The organism is Uliginosibacterium sp. TH139 (assembly GCF_002855595.1).
Lineage (GTDB): Bacteria > Pseudomonadota > Gammaproteobacteria > Burkholderiales > Rhodocyclaceae > Uliginosibacterium > Uliginosibacterium aquaticum.
This window is the reverse complement of sequence record NZ_PKRR01000005.1, coordinates 113,229-135,393: the sequence shown is the minus strand read 5'-3', so window position 1 is coordinate 135,393 and position 22,165 is coordinate 113,229. Positions and strand designations below refer to the sequence as shown.

The 22,165-nt window shown below is 60.5% G+C and carries 20 protein-coding genes; 16 read left to right on the top strand and 4 right to left on the bottom strand.

Annotated elements, in window-relative coordinates:
- Positions 1-137: 137 nt before the first annotated feature.
- Both C0V76_RS13225 and C0V76_RS13220 read right to left on the bottom strand, forming a co-directional pair.
- A complete protein-coding gene (locus C0V76_RS13225; RefSeq protein WP_101942976.1) occupies positions 138-1,403 on the bottom strand; it encodes a hypothetical protein in 1,266 nt (421 codons plus the stop codon).
- 181 nt (positions 1,404-1,584) lie between these two features.
- Complete coding sequence (locus C0V76_RS13220) at positions 1,585-1,932, bottom strand: hypothetical protein (RefSeq protein ID WP_101942974.1); 348 nt, start codon at positions 1,930-1,932, stop codon at positions 1,585-1,587.
- A 666-nt stretch (positions 1,933-2,598) separates the two neighbouring features.
- On the opposite strand from C0V76_RS13220, the gene C0V76_RS13215 reads away from it, so the two are divergent.
- From C0V76_RS13215 to C0V76_RS13195, 5 genes are all read left to right on the top strand, one after another.
- A complete protein-coding gene (locus C0V76_RS13215) occupies positions 2,599-3,651 on the top strand; it encodes a radical SAM/SPASM domain-containing protein (RefSeq protein WP_101942973.1) in 1,053 nt (350 codons plus the stop codon).
- Positions 3,652-3,822: 171 nt separating this feature from the next.
- Complete coding sequence (locus tag C0V76_RS13210; protein WP_101942971.1) at positions 3,823-4,113, top strand: PqqD family protein; 291 nt, start codon at positions 3,823-3,825, stop codon at positions 4,111-4,113.
- A gap of 491 nt (positions 4,114-4,604) precedes the next feature.
- Positions 4,605-6,131 carry a DUF4118 domain-containing protein gene (locus tag C0V76_RS13205; protein WP_101942969.1) on the top strand — a complete coding sequence of 509 codons (1,527 nt, stop codon included), beginning with the start codon at positions 4,605-4,607 and terminating at the stop codon, positions 6,129-6,131.
- Entirely contained in the window at positions 6,124-6,804 is a 681-nt protein-coding gene (locus tag C0V76_RS13200) for a response regulator (RefSeq protein WP_101942968.1), read from the top strand. Before C0V76_RS13205 ends, C0V76_RS13200 begins: the two co-directional genes overlap by 8 nt.
- A 37-nt stretch (positions 6,805-6,841) precedes the next feature.
- The gene (locus C0V76_RS13195; RefSeq protein ID WP_254048242.1) at positions 6,842-8,734 is read left to right on the top strand and encodes a potassium transporter Kup; all 1,893 of its coding nucleotides are present in this window, start codon (positions 6,842-6,844) and stop codon (positions 8,732-8,734) included.
- A gap of 297 nt (positions 8,735-9,031) precedes the next feature.
- Here the strand turns inward: C0V76_RS13195 and nifA are convergent, their stop codons facing one another.
- Entirely contained in the window at positions 9,032-10,561 is a 1,530-nt protein-coding gene (gene nifA, locus C0V76_RS13190; protein WP_101943197.1) for a nif-specific transcriptional activator NifA, read from the bottom strand.
- A 99-nt stretch (positions 10,562-10,660) separates the two neighbouring features.
- Positions 10,661-12,196 carry a nitrogen fixation negative regulator NifL gene (gene nifL / locus C0V76_RS13185; protein WP_101942966.1) on the bottom strand — a complete coding sequence of 512 codons (1,536 nt, stop codon included), beginning with the start codon at positions 12,194-12,196 and terminating at the stop codon, positions 10,661-10,663.
- A 328-nt stretch (positions 12,197-12,524) separates the two neighbouring features.
- Between nifL and rsxA the strand changes: the two genes are divergently transcribed.
- From rsxA to C0V76_RS13130, 11 genes are all read left to right on the top strand, one after another.
- Complete coding sequence (gene rsxA / locus C0V76_RS13180; RefSeq protein ID WP_101942965.1) at positions 12,525-13,106, top strand: electron transport complex subunit RsxA; 582 nt, start codon at positions 12,525-12,527, stop codon at positions 13,104-13,106.
- 10 nt (positions 13,107-13,116) lie between these two features.
- Complete coding sequence (locus C0V76_RS13175; RefSeq protein WP_101942963.1) at positions 13,117-13,641, top strand: RnfABCDGE type electron transport complex subunit B; 525 nt, start codon at positions 13,117-13,119, stop codon at positions 13,639-13,641.
- Between the two features lie 14 nt (positions 13,642-13,655).
- Complete coding sequence (rsxC, locus tag C0V76_RS13170; protein WP_101942962.1) at positions 13,656-15,137, top strand: electron transport complex subunit RsxC; 1,482 nt, start codon at positions 13,656-13,658, stop codon at positions 15,135-15,137.
- Positions 15,138-15,152: 15 nt separating this feature from the next.
- Positions 15,153-16,232, top strand: a complete 1,080-nt coding sequence (locus C0V76_RS13165) for an RnfABCDGE type electron transport complex subunit D (RefSeq protein WP_101942961.1) — start codon at positions 15,153-15,155, stop codon at positions 16,230-16,232.
- Between the two features lie 2 nt (positions 16,233-16,234).
- A complete protein-coding gene (gene rsxG, locus C0V76_RS13160) occupies positions 16,235-16,855 on the top strand; it encodes an electron transport complex subunit RsxG (RefSeq protein WP_101942959.1) in 621 nt (206 codons plus the stop codon).
- The gene (locus tag C0V76_RS13155) at positions 16,852-17,535 is read left to right on the top strand and encodes an electron transport complex subunit E (RefSeq protein WP_101942957.1); all 684 of its coding nucleotides are present in this window, start codon (positions 16,852-16,854) and stop codon (positions 17,533-17,535) included. Before rsxG ends, C0V76_RS13155 begins: the two co-directional genes overlap by 4 nt.
- Positions 17,536-17,770: 235 nt before the next feature.
- On the top strand, positions 17,771-18,052 hold the full coding sequence (locus tag C0V76_RS13150; protein ID WP_101942955.1) for an RnfH family protein: 282 nt from the start codon (positions 17,771-17,773) through the stop codon (positions 18,050-18,052).
- 120 nt (positions 18,053-18,172) lie between these two features.
- On the top strand, positions 18,173-18,637 hold the full coding sequence (locus C0V76_RS13145) for a GNAT family N-acetyltransferase (RefSeq protein WP_101943195.1): 465 nt from the start codon (positions 18,173-18,175) through the stop codon (positions 18,635-18,637).
- 213 nt (positions 18,638-18,850) lie between these two features.
- Positions 18,851-20,431 (top strand): flagellar biosynthesis protein FlhF, encoded by a 1,581-nt coding sequence (gene flhF / locus C0V76_RS13140; protein WP_254048241.1) that lies wholly within the window; start codon positions 18,851-18,853, stop codon positions 20,429-20,431.
- Complete coding sequence (locus C0V76_RS13135) at positions 20,428-21,240, top strand: hypothetical protein (RefSeq protein WP_101942954.1); 813 nt, start codon at positions 20,428-20,430, stop codon at positions 21,238-21,240. Before flhF ends, C0V76_RS13135 begins: the two co-directional genes overlap by 4 nt.
- A 165-nt stretch (positions 21,241-21,405) precedes the next feature.
- On the top strand, positions 21,406-22,158 hold the full coding sequence (locus C0V76_RS13130) for an RNA polymerase sigma factor FliA (protein ID WP_101942953.1): 753 nt from the start codon (positions 21,406-21,408) through the stop codon (positions 22,156-22,158).
- Positions 22,159-22,165 lie beyond the last annotated feature (7 nt).

The window sequence follows — 22,165 nt, the reverse complement described above, 5'->3', positions numbered from 1 at the left end:
GTCCTGGCTGTCTCATGACGACCCGTTTCAGTCGATCAGACTTTTTGAAAGCTGACGTTCAACGTGGAGGACTCCGCTGCTGCTCGGCCTTATCGCACAGCATCCAGCGACCGAAGGGAGCGAGGTTGAGCGCAATGTTAGACATACGGCAAGCCGGCGAGTGCAAGCAGTTCTTTACGATTTTGTTTGTCAAGCCAGATCAAAAAACCACTATCAACAACTCGAAGCCTTAAATTGGTTTGGTCGTAGTCAAGGATAATCGGCTTAATTTCTTTCTTGACTTGAAGTGCGGCAGTTGATTGGAGTGCCTGCGTTACGTTTCCGGGATTCAAATCTCCTTTTGATGGATGGTTGGCCTCCAGAATTTCTCGAATTTTGCTGTACTTAAGACCCGCACGTAGATCGTTGATGCTCGAAGTCAGAACGGGGAAAAGTAACCATTTGTGCATTTCTAGTGCAGTGGTTTGAAAACCTTCCGAGAACTGAGTTATGAAGGAATTAAATCGTCCAGTCTGTTGCGAAACAACCTCACTAACAATACCTTCGACCTGTATTTTGTCACCGATTTCGATTGTTTGTTTTTGTGTCTCGTAAATATTGGCTCTTATACAGCACTGGTGACATGACTCCTGAAGTATGTAGACACTCCCGTGGCATTGATTTATTAGTGCAGATACAAAGTCACCATTGAATTTGATATTCAGTAGACTCTCGCCTTCGGTTAGGACTTTTTCCAAATCATCAACTTCCCACTTGTCTGCATTGATGGAGGTTATTCTGCCCGTAAGGTCGCCGTTGTAAACGGTCAGTCGATTCTCCTCAAGCCACACTCCAATGATAATAAAGCAATATTTTGATTCTTCGTGAAATGCTTTAAGTGCAACCGAAAAGTCTTTTTGCGTGTCAGTTGGGAGGTAGTGAAAGTCTTCGAGAACAATGTATTTATTGAACTTAATGCTGTTTAGGGCGGCAATAATGTCATTAACATCATCTGGGTCAAGTTCGAGAGGTGCCGTTGTGCTTCCATTGGTGTTTTCTTTTTCCGCTTCAGCCCCGCCTTCAGCGCTCGCCCCGAAAATACCAGCAGTTATTTTGGCAAATATTTTTGACTTGCCTGTTGTTGATTTTGAGTTGGATTGGGTTAGCTCAAACCCAGTTTTCTTTAAAATCGCAGAGTTTACATCGGCCACCTGCCACTTATTTGAGCAGTGAACAACTATGTAATCAGTATCGTTCAGGGCATGCTTTCGGAGACTGGTTTTTCCTTGCTTTGAGCTCCCAAATATCACAAGGTGTTTTTCTCGCGTAAGGTTTTCGACGAGCTTATTGTCCGCTGAATTCCGCTCCACATAATTCAGTGGAAGGTCCCTTGTGATTCCGAATACGTCCGATGTTTTGTGCATGTTTGACGGTTTTCCTAAAGATGAATGCCGAAAAAATAATATTTTTCCGTCGTAGAGCTAACCGGCGCTACGCGGTTTTATCGTGCAGCGCCCAGTTAGGTAGCGCGGGCTCGGTGAGCTCACGCGTTTGTCGATGGCCTCTGATCGTATGCTGCGTGGGCACACCGTAAGCTGCACCTTATTATTGCCTATTAGCTAGCGCGCGAAGCTTCAAACCTTCTGCCATCTTTCCATAGGGGTCGGCCTGATGGAGCGCGCCATGATATGTAGAGGTAACCGCGCCCGAATCATCCAAGAACTGACTGCAGTGCGAATGCGCGTTACTCAGTGCAGACCAGTCCGCAAAAGAAAGTTTGACCTGAACATATGGATCGTTTCCTTCGGCCTTGAACCACCCAACTTGCTTTTCATTAGCGTCGAACTTCATTTTGACGAGGTGTACAAAGGAGAGCTTGTCCAAAAGCGAAGGATCATCTTTCGCAATAGTAAAAACCAACTCTAGCTCCGAAAATTTTTGTTGGACATCCATGAGAACTCCTGTGTTGCCTAACTTGTTAGTAGACGGACCCAGGGGGCCGTCTACGGTTAATAGTGCGGGCAGGTATAGGACGAGGCACGACAGCGCATGAGCGCCCGCTTACGGTGCGTATGTCTGAAGGTCCGTTCATGGCCGATAACGGTCAGAAGCCTATGGGTAGTCAAGATAACTACTTCATGATGCTTTTAGCATGAGAAAGTATGCGGTTTGTGATCTGCGTCACATTGCCGTGGCAACAACATGCTTTACGGTGTTGCAGTAGTGCCTTGCTGGGTGTCTGATGGCTGCTTCCGGCCAAGTACGGACGCTCGGGGATGTGTGCCGAAAGCGGTCATTGGCAGGGTGCAGCGAGGAACAATCAGCAAAGCGAATTGCTCCGGAAGGTGTGGTTTCATCGGGAAATGCTTCAAGTAAAGACCTGCCCCCGCTATGCACGCTAACGTTTATTGCCCCTACGTGCGGTCTCCACATAACCCGGGGAGATTCAGGCGACCACGATCCACGCGATACAACTTACCTCTTGGCAACTTTGATTGAATTTGACGTTAGTCAAAAAGTGGCATTGCGACCCCGCCTGGATTCGCTCAGGTTAGCGCGGGCTGCGATTAAACGTGCCATTATTATCAACAACGAATATCAGCAATTTCTCGGCAAAAAATGAGCGCACACGAACTGGATTTTTTGTATGACACCGAAGAAAAATCCATAGATGCCTTCTCCAAGAGCATCGAAAACCTTATCCGCACCGGGGATTACCCGAGCAAGCTATCACTACCACTGAGCATCCAGCTTGAGCTCACAGATAAATGCAATCTGCGCTGCAAGCATTGCTACAACAGGTCAGGCGTTGGTAATGATTCTAATAATTTGAAGCCTGCAGAATGGGTTCAAATCGCAAAGGACATTACAGACCATGGTGGCGTTTTTCAGGTAATTATTTCCGGCGGAGAGCCGTTTATGTTGAAATCAGATTTATTCAACATAATGGATGTATTTCATAAGGACAATGCAAGGTTTGTGCTTATAACAAACGGGTATTTTATAGACAAACAGAAGATAGAAAAGCTGAAGTCGTATAATTACGCATGGATGCAAGTTTCGATTGACGGATTAAATCCCAAGACGCACGATGAGTTTCGGGGAAAAGAAGGCAGCTGGGAAAGAGCAATAAATGCGGCCTCAATGATTTCGAATAGCGGAATTCCGTTGAAGATAGCAAGCTCATTGCAGCCGTCGGAAGTCGCCAAAATTGATTCTTATATAGAGCAGGCGTACCAACTTGGCGCTTCAGCAATAGTAATTGGGGATATTATGCCAAGTGGCCGCGCCACCGACTATCCTGACCTCATCCTGACAAACGAGCAGAGATTTGTTTTTTTAGAAAAAATCAAAGAGTCCAAACAGCGTTTTTACAAAAAAATTGATGTTCAAACGAGTAGTTTCATAAAGCTTCAGCTTCAACAGGCATCAGCTGGGGTTGTTGATAGTGCAATAATTCGCCCCAATGGTGATGTTCGGCTAGATTGCGTTGCCCCATTCGTAGTTGGCAACGTTCGAGACATGAAGTTTAGTGATGTATGGAAAGATATTCCAGGCGACATCTGGAAGAGCAAAGCAGTTTCTGGATACATTGATAGCGTCGACAAGTATACTGGGCGCTCATCCTTAATCTCTAACTACAACGACAAGGACGTTCTGCTAATACCATGAAAACTTACAAACAACCAAATTTTGTCGAAGTTTGTAGCTGCGCAACTTCTTTTGAAAGCATCCTCCCCTCTGTTGGCGCTATAACAGGGGCCGCGTCAATGCTGGCTAGATCTGCCGCAAAGAGTTCAGCCCATGAAAAAAGCTGCAAACCACTGCAAAGCATGAGCGCACATGAATTCAAGCATATTTGATTTAATCAAATCGCAAGTCCCCCGAAAAATATGCATTAAAGAAAGGCACGAGGGGGCGACAACGATTGTGCTTTCGTTCATGGGGGAAATCGAATTTTTGAACGAAACAGCTTCAGACATATTTAAGCTGATTGACGGCAAGCGGAGCTTGCAGGACTTGTATGCTCGTCTCCTTGCGGACTACGATGTTGACGCCAATACGTTGCAGAACGATCTCATAAGTATGGTGAGAGGTTTGCAATGGAAAAGACTTGTAGTTTTGTCGGATTAAGGCCGTAACTCCGATACGCGCCCGATTCGTAGTTTGGGAATTCTTGATGGATGGCGGCGTGAATTGACCGGCACAAACGTCGGAAGTCGCTTAAGGCTTTTCTGACCTACCGTTGTCACAACTGAGTGTCCGCTTTCCAAAAGTCCGGCCGTCCGCAGCGGGTCGGTAGCTGTCGTCCAAACGTCGTGCACTGAATGACCGTTCTGGCCGAGTTGTGTGAATTGACCATCCGGTTGGTGTCAAAGCACAGCGACTATTCATTGCTCACCGCACGCGCTCGTTGCCCAGAATGGCGTGAATCCTTCACTTGGAGCGCGGTGTGCTGATGAGTGACCAAACTCAGGAACGCCGCCCGTTTGGTGCTGCAGTGTCCGGGGTGAGCCGGGTGCTCACTGCGCAGACTTTGCCGGGCTGATCCCGTCTCGGGCCGGGGGCGGTGTGGCTGAGTGGTTTTTTCATCTTTTTTACACCTGCGGCGCTAAGCTGCGGACATGTCTGGTTTCACCCGCATCCGCGCCTCGTTTGTCCATCCGCTTGCTGGCTATGCGGTAGCCAGCCTCGGGGTGATTCTGCTGACGGCCATCACCTTGCCGTTGAGCCAGGCCATCGAGCCGACCAATCTGGTCATGCTCTATCTCTTGCTGGTTGTCGGCATTGCCTTGCGTTTTTCGCAGGGGCCGGCGGCCTGGTGTGCGATCAGCGGCGTGCTGGCCTTCGATTTCTTCCATATCCCGCCGCGCCTGTCGCTCGCCGTCGGGGATGTGCAATATCTGCTGACCTTTGCCGTGATGTTGCTGGTGGGCCTGCTGCTGGCGCACCTCACGGCCCGTCTGCGCGAGCAGGCGGTGTTGGCGGAGGCCGGTGAGCGTAGCGCGCAGCGTCAGTACGCGCTGGCGCGTGAGCTGGCCGGCTGCATCGATCAGGCCCAGGTGCCGCCACTGGTGGCGGCCTTCATGGCGCGTGAGCTGCAGGCGCGGGCCGAGTTGTGGTGGTTGCGCAGCGATGAACGCCTGGTGTGTCTGAATGCCGGAGCGAACTCGCCTGACGTACTGCGGGCGATGGTCGAAACCGTGCTGCGGGATGGCCAGCTGCATGAGCAGGCTGACCTCTTCGATGCCGCGCGGCGCCTCGTGCTGCTGCCGCTGGATGCGCCGATGCGCCGGCGTGGCGTGCTGTTGGTGTCCCTGCCGCAGACGCGTCTGGCGCGCCCGCAGCGCCAGATGCTGGAGGCGGTGGCCGTGCTGGTGGCGATTGCGCTGGAGCGCCTGCACTACGTGAAAGTGGCCCAGGCCGCCACCCTCGACATGGAGCGCGAGCGCCTGCGCAGCACCATCCTTGCGGCGCTTTCGCACGATGTACGCACGCCGCTCACGATCATGGTGGGGCAGGCTGATGCGCTGTGCGAGGCCGAGGGCGCGCCTGCCCGTGCGCTGGCGCTGGCTTTGCGCGAGCAAGCCATGCGCATGAGCGAGCTGGTCAACAATCTGCTCGATATGGCGCGCCTGCAGTCCGGCGGCATGGTGATGCGGCGCGACTGGCAATCGCTGGAGGAAATCATCGGCGCAGCCACTGCGCATCTCGGTGATCGCCTGAGCACGCATAAGCTCGAAATCGCGCTTCCGCCGCAACTGCCGCTGCTGGAGTTCGATGCCGTATTGATCGAGCGCGTGCTGTGCAATCTGCTGGAGAACGCAGCGAAGTTCAGTCCCGCGGGCAGCACCCTCCGGATGGCCGCCGAGTTGCAGGCCGATGCCGTGCGGGTCAGCGTGGAAGATGAAGGCCCTGGCCTGCCGGCGGGGCAGGTGGCACGCCTGTTTGAGCCCTTCGTGCGCGGCGAGGGCGTGGCGCATGTGGCCGGCCTGGGGCTGGGGCTGTCGATCTGTCGGGTCATCGTCGAGGCCCATGGCGGACGCCTGACGGCGGCCAATCGTGAGGTGGGAGGGGCTGGTTTCGCCTTCACCCTGCCGCGCAGTGAGCCGCCGCCGCTGGCGGAAGAAGTGGAGCTTCCGGATGCTTGAAACTCCGCTGGCCCTGGTGCTGGAGGATGAGCCGCAGATTCGCAGCCTGCTCTGCGATGCGCTTGCCAGCTTGCCGCTGCGCTGTGTGGCAGCAGGTTCGATGGCCGCCGCGCGCGAAGCGCTGGCGAGCGCAATGCCGCAGATCGTGGTGCTCGATCTGGGCCTGCCGGATGGCGATGGCAAGACCTTCATCGGCGAGCTGCGGGCCTGGAGTGCGATGCCGGTGCTGGTGCTCTCCGCGCGCAGCCAGGAGCGCGACAAGATCGAGGCGCTGGATGCCGGGGCCGATGATTACTTGATCAAGCCCTTTTCGCGCGGTGAGTTGCTGGCCCGGGTGCGTGCCCTGCTGCGCCGCGCCGGGCGCAGCGAGGCGCCGCGTCTGGCCTTCGGCGAGATCGAGGTGGATTTTGTGCTGCGTCAGGTGACGCGCGCGGGCGTGATGGTGCATCTCACGCCGATTGAATACCGCCTGCTGTGCGCGCTGATCGCCGGACAGGGCAAGGTGCTGACCCACCGCCAGCTCTTGCGCGAGGTATGGGGGCCGAGCTTTGTCGACAGCGCTCACTACCTGCGTATCTATCTGGGCCATCTGCGCCACAAGCTGGAGGCCGACCCGGCCCGGCCACGCCACTTTCTGACTGAGACCGGTACGGGTTACCGCTTCGTTCTCTGATCCTGTTTCCCCTGATTTTTTCCGTGGAGTTCTCTTCATGAGCAGTTCCCATGGCGCTTCGGCGCAATCAATGCCCAAGCTGATGCTGGCCGCGCTGGGCGTGGTCTACGGCGATATCGGCACCAGTCCCCTGTATGCCTTGAAGGAAGCTTTTCTGCCCGGCGGAGCGCACTCACTGCCGGTGACGCTGGAGAACGTGTATGGCGTGCTCTCACTGATCGTGTGGAGCCTGCTGGTGATCGTGACCTGCAAGTACGTGCTGATCGTGCTGCGTGCCGACAACCATGGTGAAGGGGGTGTCGTGGCGCTGATGGCGCGGGTCCTCTCCAAAGCGGCGGACACGCCGCGCAAGAAGACCATTGCGGTGTCGCTGGGGATCTTCGGGGCCGCCCTGTTTTATGGAGATGGCATCATCACGCCGGCCATCTCGGTGCTCTCGGCGGTGGAGGGGCTGGAGGTGGCGACGCCGGTGCTCAAACCCTTCGTTGTGCCGCTGACTTTGCTGATCCTGATCGTGTTGTTCCTCGTGCAGCACCATGGCACCGCCAGGGTCGGCACCTTCTTCGGCCCGATCGTGGTGCTGTGGTTCCTGAGTCTCGGGGCGATTGGCCTGCACAATGTGTTGGCCCATCCTGAAGTGCTGGCTTCGCTGTCGCCGCACTACGCCTTGAACTTCGCGATGCATAGCCCGAAGCTGGCCTTCTTCGCGATGGGGGCCGTGTTCCTGACCATGACCGGTGGTGAAGCACTCTATGCCGACATGGGCCACTTCGGCGCCAAGCCCATCCGCTATGGCTGGCTGTGCCTGGTGATGCCGGCGCTGGTGCTGAACTACATGGGGCAGGGGGCGTTGTTGATCAACGATCCGGCCGCTGCGGCCAACCCTTTCTATCTATCGGTGCCCGGCTGGGCGCTGTATCCGATGGTGGGGCTGGCCATGCTGGCGACCGTGATTGCCTCGCAGGCCCTGATCACCGGGGCGTATTCGGTCACCCTGCAGCTGATCCAGCTGGGCCTCGCTCCGCGCATGGCGGTAAAGCACACCTCCGGCGCCCAGATCGGGCAGATCTATCTGCCTTTCGTGAATTGGGCTTTGCTGCTGCTGGTGCTGGCTACCGTGCTGGGCTTTCGCTCCTCGGGCAATCTCGCGGCGGCCTATGGCATCGCGGTGACCCTGACCATGCTGGTGACTTCGGCACTGGCCATCACGGTGGCTTTGCGCGACTGGCGCTGGCCGCCGCTGCTTGTACTGCTGGTGTTCGCTCCGCTGGTGGCGCTCGAACTGGTCTTCCTGGCCTCGAATGGCATGAAGATTCTCGATGGAGGCTGGTTCCCGCTGGTCTTCGGAGCCGGCGTGAGCCTGCTGCTGTTCACCTGGCGGCGTGGCCGGCAATTGCTGGCTGAAGTGCAGAAGGGTGATTCGGTGCCGCTCGAAACCTTTGCCCGCATGCTGGATGCCGAGCCGATCCATCGTGTGCCGCACACCGCTGTGTTCCTCAATCCACGCTCGGAGCAGATGCCCGGTGCGCTGCTGCATAACCTCAAGCACAACCTGGTGCTGCATGAGCGCACCGTGTTCGTGAGCGTGATCATCGAGTCGGTGCCGCGGGTGCCGATCGAGGATCGTGTCGAAGTGCAGCGCCTTGGCAACACTTTCTCGCGTGTGCTGGTGCGTTTCGGGTTCATGGAGGAGCCGGATCTGCCCGAGGCGCTCACGCGTTGTGCCGAGCAGGGTTTGCCACTCGAGCCGCAGCAGGTCTCTTATTTCCTGAACCGTGACACGATCTTGCCCTCATCGGAAGTGCACGGCATGGCGCTGTGGCGTGAGCGCCTGTTCGAGTTCCTGTTTCGCAATGCTTCCAGCGCGGCCAACTTCTTCAAGCTGCCCACAGCACGAGTGGTGGAGATGGGCAGCCGGGTAGCGATATAACTGCAGCCCCTTGGCGAGGGGCAGTACAGGCGTTTTCATGGTTTCGTAGACGCCATGCAATGCCCGCGGCCAGGTGTGGTGGCAGCTTTAGAAGCTGTTCCCGATCGGACTAGGCCGCTGATTGATAACTGGGAGGGCGCATGCGCAGCTCGGAATCCTCGTTGATCAACATCCTGTGCTGCGCTGCCCCACGCTTTGCTTTGCACAGCAAACCGGCTGCGGCAGCGCAGGGCAGGCTCTGCTCAACCTTGCCTTGCCCCTGCTGACGGCCTCTCGCTACAGATCGTGAACAGCTGCTTAGAATTGCTTGACCTCGATGCCCAGGGTCAGGATGCGGTAGGCGATCTGGCGCGGCGTCATGTTGAGCAGGCGCGCAGCCTTGGCCTGCACCCAGCCGGCCTGTTCGAGTGCGGCGATGACTTTGCTGCGCTCGTCCACATTGGGGTCGTCGAAATCGATGCGCGGGGCAGTGCTGACCGCACTGCTGAGCAGGCTCTCGCGCTGGCGGTCGATGCGGATCAGATCGGCGTCGATGTGGCCGCTCTCCGACATCACGGCCGCGCGCTCAAGACAGTTTTCCATTTCGCGCACATTGCCCGGCCATGAATACTGGGTGAGGCGGGCGAGGGCGGCATCGGAGAGTTCCAGCGGACGCCCCTGGGCTTGACCGATGCGTCCCACCAGAAAGCGGGCGATGGCGGGAACGTCTTCGAGGCGCTCGCGCAGGGCAGGCAGGCGGATCGGCATCACGTTGAGGCGGAAGTACAAGTCCTCGCGGAACTTGCCGGCATCCACCGCATCTTCGAGATCGCGGTGCGTGGCGGCGATCACGCGCACATCCACTTTCACGGTGCGGCCGCCGCCCACGCGCTCCAGTTCGCCTTCCTGCAAGACTCTCAATAGCTTGGCCTGGAAGGCGGGCGAGATTTCGCCGATCTCATCGAGGAAGATGCTGCCGCCATCGGCCATTTCGAAGCGCCCCTTGCGCGAGGCGATGGCGCCGGTGAACGCGCCTTTTTCGTGGCCGAAGAGTTCGGACTCGAGCAGGTTCTCGGGTAGTGAGGCACAGTTCAGGCGCACATAGGGGCCGCGTGCGCGCGGCGAGTTGTAGTGGATGGCATTGGCGATCAGTTCCTTGCCGGTGCCGGTTTCGCCGCGGATCAGCACGGTGGTATTCCACTTGGACACCATGCGGATCTGCTCGAAGATCTTGCGCATGCCGGAGGAGTGACCCACGATGTTGTCGAACCCGTGCTGGGCGCGCACGGTGCGGCGCAGGGTGTCGCGCTCCTCTGCAATGGATTTCTTTTCCTCGGCTACGTCCAGCGAGAGCTTCACGCTCTGGCCGATCAGGTTGGCCACCATCTCCACGAAGCGCGCGCGCACCGCGAGCAGTCCGTCATCCAGCCGGTTGGGCTGCAGGGCGAGCACACCCTGCAAGGCGCCACCGACGTGGATGGGTGCGGCGATGAAAGGCAGGCGCCGCTCGTAGATGCCGAGCCGGTTCAGGAAGCGCGGATTGGCCGATACCTGCGGCAGGGCCACGGTCTTGCCTTCTTCGAGGATCAGGCCCAGCACGCCTTCGCCGCTCTGGTAGCGCACCGGCTCGAACTCTTGCTCCTCAATGCCTTGCACGGCATTCACGACCAGCTCGCCGGAGCTGGCATCGAGCACGCTGATCATGCCGCGGGTCAGGCCGGCATTCTCTTCCAGTGCGCGCAGCACCTCTTGCGGTGCCAGCTTTACATCGAGCGAGCGGGACAGGATCACGCTCACCTTGTAGAGCGTTTCCATCAGCGTATGTTTCAGTGCGCCTTCGGCGTCCATGGCCATATCGTTACCTTCAGCTGCTTGTTCAGTCGGCAGGTGCGAGAGCGTTCCGCGCCTGCAGTGTTGTGGCCGGTTTGAGCCGGCTCCACTCAGTCCTCAGTACCCGCTACCTCTTTTGATCGGTAAGACCAGTTTGGCGACGCAACCGCCCTGCGGCCCGCTGCCCAGTTCGATACCGCCGCCGTGATCGACGGCGACCTGCTGCGCTGACGAGAGCCCGGTGCCGAGGTGCTTGCCATGAGCCTTCTTGGTGCTCCAGAAAGGCTCGAAGGCTTTCAGACACAACTCGGGCGCGAGGCCGGGGCCGCTGTCGGCAACCGTGATCTCGATGCATTCGGCATCCGCATGGGAGGCGATGGAGAGTTCGCGCAGCTGCCAGCCCTTGCTGTTCATGGCTTCGATGGCATTGTCGATGAGCGCCTTGAGCAGGCTGCGCAGGCGCGCTGGCGAGCCCTGCAGGCTGGGGAGCACGAGCTGTGGTGCCCAGCTCACGCTGACGCCGGCGGCGAGGAATTTCTGTGCCGAAAGATCCAGTACATCGCGCACCGCTTCGTTCAGATTGACCCGGCTGAGGGCCGCACTGGTAGGCGCCGGCGCCGCGCTGCGCAAGGCTTCAAGGGCGCTCTGGCCGGCCTTCAGGGCTTCCACCAGGGCTGCCTGGGTGGGATCACACCCGCGCCGGCCCATCAGGTTCACCACCGATTCGAGCACGTTCAGCGGCCCCTCCATCTGGTAAACCGCCGCCGTCATGCTCTCGCGCAGACTCTGCTCGCGTTCTTCATCGGCCATCAGCGCGTGCAGGGCTGCTACGCGTGCCTTCTCCTGTTCCATCACTTGGCGGCTCACATCGGTTGCGACCAGCAGCAGGCAGGGCAGGGGTTTGGGATCGAAGAAGGCATCGGCACTGTCAGGGGTGGCGGTGAGCCAGGTGCCCGAGCAGTTGTACCAGCGTGGGTTGCGCCACTGCGGATGATCGAGGCGCACCTGCTGGTCCGTGAAGGCCATGGCGCCTGGCTTGAAGGGGCCAAAGCCGCTGCCGATCTCGTGGCGCACGGCCTCGAGCAGCACGCTGGCCGCTTCGGTCATGCCCAGATCGGCGGTGAGGGCCTTGTAGGCGTGGTTGTCGAGCAGAACCCGGTCTTCCATGTTGAGTAGTGCCAGCACCATTGGCGCGGTGTCCACCACGGATTCGATCAGGGCTTTCTGGTTGCGTACCGCGCACTCGAGGCGATGCATCTCGGTGATGTCGCGATGCAGGCCGAGGAAATGCACGATGTTGCCGTTGTCATCAAGCAGCGGCGAGATCGTCAGATCGGCGATGTACTGGCTGCCATCCTTGCGGCGATTCACGAGGCGGCCGCGCCAGGGCTGACGGCTGGCGATCTGCTCCCACAGCGCGGCATACACCGGGCGCGGCGTGGTGTGGCTGGCGAGAATGGACTGAGGCTTGCCCACCGCGTCCTCCAGCTCGAAGCCTGTGTGCCGGGTGAATGCCGGGTTGACGTACTGGATCGTGGCATGCGGATCGGTGATCGAGATGGCGATGTCCGCCTGCTCGACAGCGGCCTGCAACAGATCCGCCGGGATGCCGGCGGCAGGGGAGGGGGTGGGCGTTTTCCTGGAGCGGGGCATGGCGGGCCTTTGCGTTGCGTTCATGCCTCTTGATGCAGATTTCATGCCCTGCACGATGGGCTGCTGCGCATTCCTTGAGCCTGCTCAAGTCGGGTGTTTGCGTAGAGGCTTTGTTGCATCCGTTTGTCGCCTTGTCGTATCCCCGACAGAGTCCGACATCGGTTCTGAGCACCTGTAGAGAGACCTGAAAGCCCCTGCCAGAAGGGGGACGGGCACCGTTGCGGTGCTCCGCGCACCGGCCTGGCACAGCTCATGCACCACAGCGACCAGGGGCTGGATGCAAGCGTGTGTTTGCCAGCCTGACATTGATTCCGGGAGAAACAGCTCCATGAGCGAATACCTGATCCTGCTGGTAACGACCGCGCTGGTGAACAACGTGGTGATGATGAAGTTTCTCGGCCTATGTCCCTTCATGGGCGTATCGAAGAGTCTCGACAGCGCGCTTGGCATGGGCATGGCGACTACCTTCGTGATTACCGTGGCCTCCGCCGCGGCCTGGGTGCTTGATCACTTCCTGCTCTCGCCCTTCGGCCTGCAGTACCTGCGCATCCTGACCTTCATTGTGGTGATCGCCGCCACCGTGCAGTTCATCGAAGCGGTGATCAAGAAGAGCATGCCGGCGCTGTATCGCGCGCTAGGCATCTACCTGCCGCTGATTACTACCAATTGTGCGGTGCTGGGCGTGGCCCTGCTCAACGTGCAGGAGGGCAATAGCTTCGTGAAGACGCTGGTGTATGCCTTCGGCTCCTCACTGGGCTTCGTGCTGGTGATGGTGATGTTTGCCGGCCTGCGTGAGCGCCTGGCGTTGGTGCGCGTGCCTGACACCTTTGATGGCGTGCCGATCACCTTCGTACTCGCCGGTTTGCTGGCCATGGCTTTCATGGGCTTTGCCGGTCTGAATTTCGCCTGAGGAGACAGACATGATCGGAATCCTGAGCCTGACTTTTCTCGGACTCTTTCTGGGCCTGTTGCTGGGCTACGCCGCCAAGGTGTTTGCGGTGGAAGCCGATAGCGTGGCGGTGGAGCTGGCCGAAATGATGCCCGGCACCAACTGCGGCCAGTGTGGTCTCGCCGGTTGCACCGCAGCCGCCGAAGCGCTGGTGCGCGGTGAGGCGCCGGCCACGGTCTGTCCCGGCGGCGGGGTGGCGCTGGCTCAGGCCATTGCAGCCAAGCTGGGCATCGCCTTGAGTCTTGACGGGCTGGAGGACCCAGGCCCACAGGTGGCGATAGTGGCTGAAGAGATCTGCATCGGTTGCGGCAAGTGCCTGAAGGGCTGCGCGACCGATGCCATCGTGGGGGCGGCCAAGCAGATACATGGCGTGCTCGACGAGGCTTGCACGGGCTGCGGCGGTTGCATGGATCTATGCCCGACGGGCGCCATCGTGCTGCGGCCGTTGCCGCAACAGTTGAAAGATTGGAATTGGGCTAAGCCCGCCTTTGCCTGAACGGAGACCGAAACATGGGCTTTCTCGACAAGATCACCGGCGTGCGCTGGGGGGTGCATCCGCATGACGATCACAAGCGACCGGCCGCTGATGTGCCGCTGCGCGTGATGCCGATTCCTGCCACGCTGTGCGTGCCCTTGCTGCAACACGTGGGGGCGCCGGCCAAGCCGGTTGTCGCGGTGGGAGACAAGGTGCTGCGCGGCCAGCTGCTTGCTTCAGCCCAAGGCAACGTATCGGCCCCGGTGCATGCGCCGACTTCCGGCGTGGTGACGGCCATCGGACCGGTGATTGCGCCGCATCCTTCCGGCCTGCCTTTCGATGCGATCACGATTGCCTGCGATGGCGAAGATCAGGCGCTGCCCGCGAGCGAGATGCCCGATCCGCTGAGCCTGGCGCCGGACGAAGTGACACGCCAGATCGCAGCGGCCGGTATTGTCGGCCTCGGCGGAGCCACCTTCCCGTCGGCGCCCAAGGCCCAGCTCGGGCGCAAGCATGCGGTCGAGACCCTGATCATCAACGGCGGCGAGTGCGAGCCCTATCTTTCGAGTGACGATTGCGTGATGCGGGCGCGGGCTGAGGAGGTTGTTGATGGCATTCGCATTTTGATGCATGCCACCGGAGCGGCCAGCGCGCTGGTTGGGATTGAAGACAACAAGCCCGAAGCGATTGCCGCGATGCGCACTGCCGCCGAGCCATTCGATGCCATCCGCATCTGCCCGGTGCCGGCGCGCTACCCGATGGGGTCGGACCGCCAACTGGTGGAAGTGCTCACCGGCAAGCAGGTGCCGGCCGGCGCGCGTACCGCCACGGTGGGTGTGCTGGTCAATAACGTCAGCACCTGTGCGGCGATCCACCGGGCCTTGCGCCACGGCGAGTCCTTGTATCGGCGCATCGTCACCGTGAATGGTGGCGCGGTGATGGATCCGGGCAATGTGCTCGCGCCGATCGGTGTGATGGTTGAGGACTTGCTGGCTTTCGTTGGCCTGAAAGAAACGCCGGCACGCTTGGTGATGGGCGGACCCATGATGGGGGCCGCTCTGCCGCATGCTCGGGTGCCGACCGTGAAGGGCTGTGGCGGCATTCTTGCCCTCAGCGCTGCCGAGATCGCCAAGCCGGAGCCTTCGCCCTGCATTCGTTGCGGCAGCTGTGTATCGGCCTGCCCGATGGGGCTTTTGCCGCTGGAGATTGCGGCCCGGGTGAAGGCCGGGGATTACGACGGGGCCGATGCACAGAAGCTCGACGATTGCCTCGCGTGCGGCTGCTGCGCCTACGTATGCCCATCGCATCTTCCTCTGGTGCATGCCTTCTATCACGCCAAGGGCGAGCTATGGAAACGAGCCCAGCAGAAAAAGCGCAACGAGTTCACCAAGGGCCTGGCCCAGGCCCGCACTGCACGCCTCGAACGCGAGGCGCGCGAGCGTGCCGAAGCGGCTGCTCGACGCAAGGCTGAGCGTGCTGCCCAGCAAGCTGCGCAAGCCGCTGCTGCAGCGGAATGACACAAGGAGAGGTCCATGAATAGTCCGATTTCCACCGCCCTGCCATCCGTTGCCGCCTCGCCGCATGCCAAGGAACTTTCCAGTGTCAGCTCCGTGATGCTGAAGGTCATGCTGGCGCTGGCGCCGGCCACGCTGTGTGGCTTCTGGTACTTTGGCTGGCCCGCAATCAGTCTGTGGCTGCTCACCGTAGCCTCGGCCCTGGCCGGCGAAGCGGCGTGCCTTGTGCTGATGAAGAAGCTGGTGCGCCCCGCGCTGCTCGATGGCTCCGCGCTGCTTACCGGTTGGCTGTTGGCGATGTCCCTGCCACCTTGGGCGCCCTGGTGGATCGGCGTGGTCGGCGGCCTGTTCGCGACGGTGGTCGGCAAGCAGGTGTTTGGGGGCCTCGGCTGCAACCTGTTCAACCCGGCCATGGTGGCGCGGGTGGCGCTGCTGGTGTCCTTCCCGGTGGTGATGACGGCCTGGGTCGGCCCGAGTGGTCAAAGTGCTTCGCCGGGTTTGGTCGAAAGTTTGTCGATCACTTTCGGTGGCAGCATCCCCGATGCTTATACCAGCGCCACCTTGCTGGGCCAGGCCAAGACGGAGCTCTCGCGCGGTGTCACGCTGCTGCAGACCTTCGCCCAGGGATTGCCGGTGAGCTTCTCCGGGCAGCGCCCCGGCAGCATGGGCGAGACCGGCATCGTGCTGCTCGCGGCTGGCGGCCTCGCCTTGCTGGCGATGCGCATCATCAGCTGGCATATCCCGCTGGCCATGTTGCTGGGCATCGCGATTCCGGCGTTGATCGGCCATGCCGTGAATCCTGCGCGCTACCTGGATGCCGGAGCCCACCTGCTGTCGGGTGCGGCCGTGCTGGGGGCCTTTTTCATTGCTACCGATTACGTGACTTCGCCTTCCTCGCGTGCGGGGCAACTGGTTTTCGGTGCTGGCTGTGGCTTCCTCACCTGGGTGATCCGCAGTTATGGCGGCTATCCGGAAGGTGTGGCCTTTGCTGTGCTGCTGATGAACGCCCTGGCGCCGGCGATCGACCGTCTGTGTCAGCCGCGCATCTACGGCCGCGACTGGCGTGGCAACCCCATCAAGCTGAACAAGGAGAAATGAGCATGCTGCTCACCCTGGAAAACCTCCGCGAGCGGATTCCCTATCACGGCGCCTTACTTGGCTTCTTTACCTTGATGACGAGTGCCGCACTGATTGGAGCCAATCTCGTGACGCTGCCTGCCATCGAGCAGGCTGCGCGTGACGACCTCAAGGTTTCGCTGCTGCAGGTGCTGCCAGAAGGGTTGGCCGATAACGACTTGCTCGCCGATACGCTGAGTGTGGCGGATCAGGGCGTGAGCCGTACGGTCTATCGCGGTCGCAAGGCGGGGGCTTTTTCGGCGGCGGTGTTCGACTACAGCGCACGTGGCTACGCTGGCGAAATCAAGGTGCTGATTGGTGTGGATGCGGCCGGTACGGTGATGGGCGTGCGGGTGTTGAAGCATGCCGAAACACCGGGCTTGGGTGACAAGATCGAGGTCGCCAAGAGCGACTGGATTCATGCTTTTGAAAAGAAGTCGCTCGAAAACCTGTCCCTCGCACGCTGGGCCGTGAAGAAGGATGGTGGCGAGTTTGATCAGTTTGCGGGCGCCACCATTACTCCGCGTGCGGTGGTGAAGGCTGTCAAGGAAGGTCTGCAGTTCTACGCCGCGCACCGCGCGGAAATTTCGGGAGAAGCCAAATGAGTGGTCAGACACAGAGTTTCTCGAAGCTGTTTCGTGACGGGCTGTGGGACCAGAACGTGGTCTTCGCCCAACTTCTCGCGATGTGCCCGACCATGGCGGTGACCACTTCCGGCACCAACGGGCTGGGCATGGGCCTGGCAACCACAGCGGTGCTGGTGATCTCCAACATGCTGATTTCGGCGATCCGCGATTTTGTGTCGGATCAGGTACGCATCCCGGTCTTCGTGGTGGTGATTGCGACCCTGGTGACCTTGGTCGATATGTCGCTGAACGCCTGGCTGCATGAGCTTTACAAGGTGCTGGGCCTGTTCATCGCACTGATTGTGGTGAACTGCGCGATTCTCGGCCGCGCCGAAGCTTTCGCCTTCAAGAATGGCGTGGTCGCCTCGGCCGTCGATGGTCTGGCGATGGGGCTTGGCTTCACTCTGGCGCTGACGGTGATGGGCCTTGTGCGCGAGCTGATTGGCAGCGGCACGCTTTTCGCCCAGGCCAGTCTGCTGCTCGGGCCGGCTTTTTCCTTCCTCGAAGTGAAGGTAATCCCGGACTACGGTGGCGTGCTGATGATGATCCTGCCACCGGGCGGCTTCCTGGTGCTCGGGGGGCTGCTGGCTGTGAAGCGCCTGATCGACCAGCGCGTGGCCAAACCCGCATGCCCGGCGCCCGCAGCACATTGCGCCTGAGTGTGTTTCTTAGAAGCTGTTCGCGATCCGTAGAGAGGCTGTCAGCAGGGTGAAAAGCAGCGCGCAGGAGCCGGAGTTTATGTTGATAAATGAGGGCTCCGAGCCGCGCATGAGCCCTGATCACGGCCTCGCAGTAAGAGCGGAAACAGCTTCTTGGTCCTGAGCCTGCCTCCTGAACGGATGCGGGATGCTTCAAGAAGTCGCGCTGCGACTTTCACGCCAAAAGGAGAGAGTCATGAAAGTAGCCGTTGCCTACCATGAGCCGGGTGTCCAGTCCTGGCAGCATATCGAGTTGCCGGAGGGCGCGAAGGTACAGGAAGCCATTGATGTGTCGGGCGTTCTGCAGAAGTATCCGCAGATTGATCTTGCCCGCCAGCGCGTGGGCGTGTTCGGTAAAGCGGTGAAGCTGGATGCACCGCTGCGTGCCGGTGACCGGGTCGAAATTTATCGCCCGATCGTGTGTGATCCGCTGACGGTGCCGCGCCGGCCAGGCTTTGAACTGGATACAGAGGAGTGACAAGGCAGTGACGCTCATCGCGGATCGGCGGAAACTCACCCATTGTTGCCAAATAGTTACGCTGCTTCTGCGCTGCTCTGGCTTATCCTCCGCGCCTTGCAGTTCAACATCCCCCGCTTCATGAGCCTCAAGTTCCGCCCCGCCCAACTTTCAGACTTGCCTGAGCTCGCCGCCCTGCTGGCGCAGCTGTTTGCCATCGAGAAGGATTTCGCCGCCGATGCCAGCCGCCAGCTGGTTGCCCTCAAGCTGATGCTGCCGCGTGAGGACATTCTTCTATGGGTGGCCGAGGAGAGTATTGCCGATGAAAGCCAGGTCGTCGGCTTTTGTTCGGTGCAGAGCCTGATCTCTACTGCCGAGGGCGGGCCGGCCGGATTGGTCGAGGATCTGGTGGTACGCGAAGGCTGGCGCGGTGCCGGCATCGGCCGCCGCCTGCTCGATGGGGCCGAAGCCTGGGCGCGCCGGCGTGGTATGAGCCGGCTGCAACTGCTGGCTGACGAAGACAATGCCCCGGCGCTGGAGTTCTACCGCCATCTTGGTTGGACGCGCAGCAATATGCGTAATCTACGCAAGATCCTGCGCGACTGATTTCCGGCCTCCGGGCGTCCATCCGGAAGTCGTGTAAGACCGCTTCCTACAAGGCTTTGCGCCCTGGCAGAAATTGCCGATTCACCCCGCCGAATTGCCGCGTTTTTACCGTTTTGTTCCCTTTCTTGCCGGCCTCCCACAGGGCGAATAATCCAGCCGTGGAAACCGCGTTCATGCGTTTCCCGGATGGGTCTGGCAAGCGGAGGTGGCGTCATGGTGAAGGTCAAACGGTATGTGGGGAAAACGGCGCGTGAGGCGCTGGCGGCACTGAAGGCGGATCTGGGGCCGGATGCCGTGGTGTTGTCCAATCGTGCGGTGGAGGGCGGGGTGGAAATTGTTGCCCTGCCGGCCGAGCAGATGGGGGAACTCTCCGCCACCGTGCAGCAGGCTCGTGCTCCACAGCCCTCGGCTCCGGTTTCGCGCCCCGTGGCTGCGCCGGCAGTGCGATCGCCCGCCAGAGCAGCGACGCAGCGTGTTGAAGCCGAAGAAGAGGACGATTTCACGGTCACCCTCGGTCAGCATATTGCCCGTCTCTCGCGTGAGAACGCCGCCCAGAGCCTGCCGCCGCGCAGCCGCCCGCAAGCGAGCTTTGAAGCGGATCTTGGCGCCCGGCGTGCCGATGAGCCGGTCGGGCGTCAGCTTGATGTGCGTCCCTTCACGCCGCCGCGTGTGCAGCCCAATGGTGAGCCCTGGAGCGAGCCGGCCGCTGTGGCCCCGGTCCGCGAAGAGCCACGTTCCCAGCCTGCCGCCAGGCCTGCCAACCCCCGTCTGGCCGCACCGATCGGGCAGATCGAGCGTGATGCTCACATCGATGCGCTGGAGGCTTCCAACGCCCGCATGGCCGAGGAGCTTGGCTCGATCAAAGGCATGCTGGAGCGCCAGTTGGCGGGCTTTGCCTGGAGTGAGCTGTCGCGTCAGGCGCCGGCACGCACCCAGATGATGAGCGAACTGCTCGAATCCGGGTTTTCGGCCAAGCTGGCCCGCAACCTGACCGAGGGGGTCAATGGCGAGCTCGGCGCGAGCGAGGTTCGCAACGAAATCCGCAACCGCCTTGCGCGCCGTCTCAAGCTGGTCGATAGCGATGCCGACCTGATCGAGCGCGGTGGCGTTTACGCCCTGGTCGGCCCCACTGGGGTGGGCAAGACCACCACCGCCGCCAAGCTCGCCGCACGCTGCGTGGTGCGCCACGGCGCCGACAAGCTGGCTCTGATCACCACTGATGGCTACCGGATCGGCGCGCATGAGCAGCTGCGCATCTATGGCCGCATCCTCGGCGTGGCCGTGCACGTGGTGCGCGATGCGGCCGACCTGCGCCAGACCCTGCAGGATCTGCGCAACAAGCACATGGTGCTGATCGACACGATGGGCATGAGCCAGCGCGACAAGATGGTCGTCGAGCAGGCTTCCATGCTGACCTCAGCCGGTGTCGTGCGACGCCTGCTGGTGCTGAATGCCACTTCACGGGGTGACACACTGGATGACGTGGTGGCCGCCTACGATGGCCCGGATCTTGCGGGATGCATCCTGAGCAAGGTTGATGAGGCCGCTTCGCTGGCGCCGGTGCTGGATGTGGCGATGCGCCGCGAACTCCAGGTGTATTACGTGGCCAATGGTCAGCGGGTGCCCGAGGATCTGCATCTGCCCAACCGGGGTTATCTGGTGCACCGCGCCTTGCGTGAGTTGAAGGCAGATTCGCCTTACAAGCTCGAATCGCTCGACGCCTGCATGCTGATGGCGGCCACGCCGGAAAGCAGCAGCCAGCAGCGAGCCAACGCAGGAGGAGGCTTTCGATGAATGACATCATGCAGCGTGCTGCCAGGGTGAGTCGCCAGGTCGATCAGGCCGACGGCCTGCGCCGCCTGCTGCATGCGGCGCCGCCCGAGGTGTTGGCGGTGCTGCCCTGTGGTGGTGGCGCCAGCCGCTGGCTGGCTGCGCAGTTGCGGGTGAGGGCTGAGAGCGGCTTACGTCTGCTGGTGCTCGAAGAGCGCTTGGCCGCCGGCAACATGGGTGACTGCCTGGGGCGTAATCCGCGCTTCGATCTGCGCATGGCGGTGGAGGGCTTGATGCCGGCTTCCAGCTGCCTGGTTGAAGCCCAGCCCGGACTGGAGATCGCGCAGGTGGCGGCGTTGGTCGAGCAGTTGGGGAGCGAGCGCATCTTCAATCAGCGGGCTATCGAACAGCTGCGTGGTCTGCGTGCCGGGCACGATGAATGGGTGATCGTGGCCCAGCCGGCTGAGTTGCGCAGCCTCTCGGCGCTGGCTTTTGCTGCGCCGCGCCTGCTTTTGCTGCTGGATGCCCAGCCGATGTCCATCACCACTGCCTATGCCAGTCTCAAGCGTCTGTGTCAGGCCGGTGGCGAGCGACATGTGTCGGTGTGTTTCACGCAGCCCCCGGGGCCTCGTGAGCAAGGGCTTCTGACGAGCTTCTGCGAGACGGCGTTGAACAGGCTGGAGCTGCCTTTGCAGCCAGTTTCGAGTCTCGGTGAGGCTTTGCGCGAGCGTGCCCGAGAGACTGGGGAAAGTGCCGATGCTTTCATCGAGCGGCTGGTCCAGACTACAAGCGGTGCCACCCGCTTGCATGGCAAGGGGCCGGGGCGCGTGTGATGCGTAGAAACCGCGCCGACGAAGATGGAATAAGGCGGAACACACTGGGCTTTTCCAGCCGTCACGGCGTGCAGAAGTCTGCACAATGGTGACAAAGAGCTTTCAGGCGCCGCAATCTCCGGGAGCGGCACAGAGCCTGGATCGAACCGAAGGAAAGAGGTCGCCATGTACAACGCAGCTGGAACACTGGACAAGAACCAGCTCATTACGCGCTATGCGCCGCTGGTCAAGCGGATTGCCTACCATCTGATGGCCAAACTGCCGGCCAGCGTGCAGGTGGAAGACATCATCCAGAACGGCATGATGGGCTTGCTGGATGCCATTACGCGCTATGAGGAAGGGCTCGGCGCGCAATTTGAGACTTATGCCGTGCAGCGCATCCGTGGCGCCATGCTTGATGGCCTGCGTGAAAACGACTGGTTGCCACGCAGCCTGCGCCGCGAGATGCGGCGCATCGAAGGTGCGGTGCATACCCTGGAGCAGCAGCATGGCCGCCAGCCCACCGAGGGCGAACTTGCTGCACTGCTCGACATGCAGCTGCCCGAGTATCAGAAGATGCTGCAGGAAGCGCGTGGCTACCAGCTGGTTTATTTCGAGGACTTCGGCGATGACGATGAGGATGATTTCCTCGAGCGCCATATCGTCGGTGAAGGGGCTGATCCGCTCAACCTGCTTGAGGACGCCAACATGCGCAAGATTCTCATCCAGGCCATCGAGGATCTGCCTGATCGCGAAAAGATGGTCATGGGCCTCTACTACGAGGAAGACATGAACTTGCGTGAAATCGGCGAGGTGCTGGGCGTCTCCGAATCCCGGGTGTGTCAGCTTCACAGCCAGGCCATTGCCCGTCTGCGTTCGCGCATCTCGGGGGGGCGTGAGACTGGGCGTGGGCGTCAGCGCCGCGCCGCTGCGGCCTGAGCGGGAG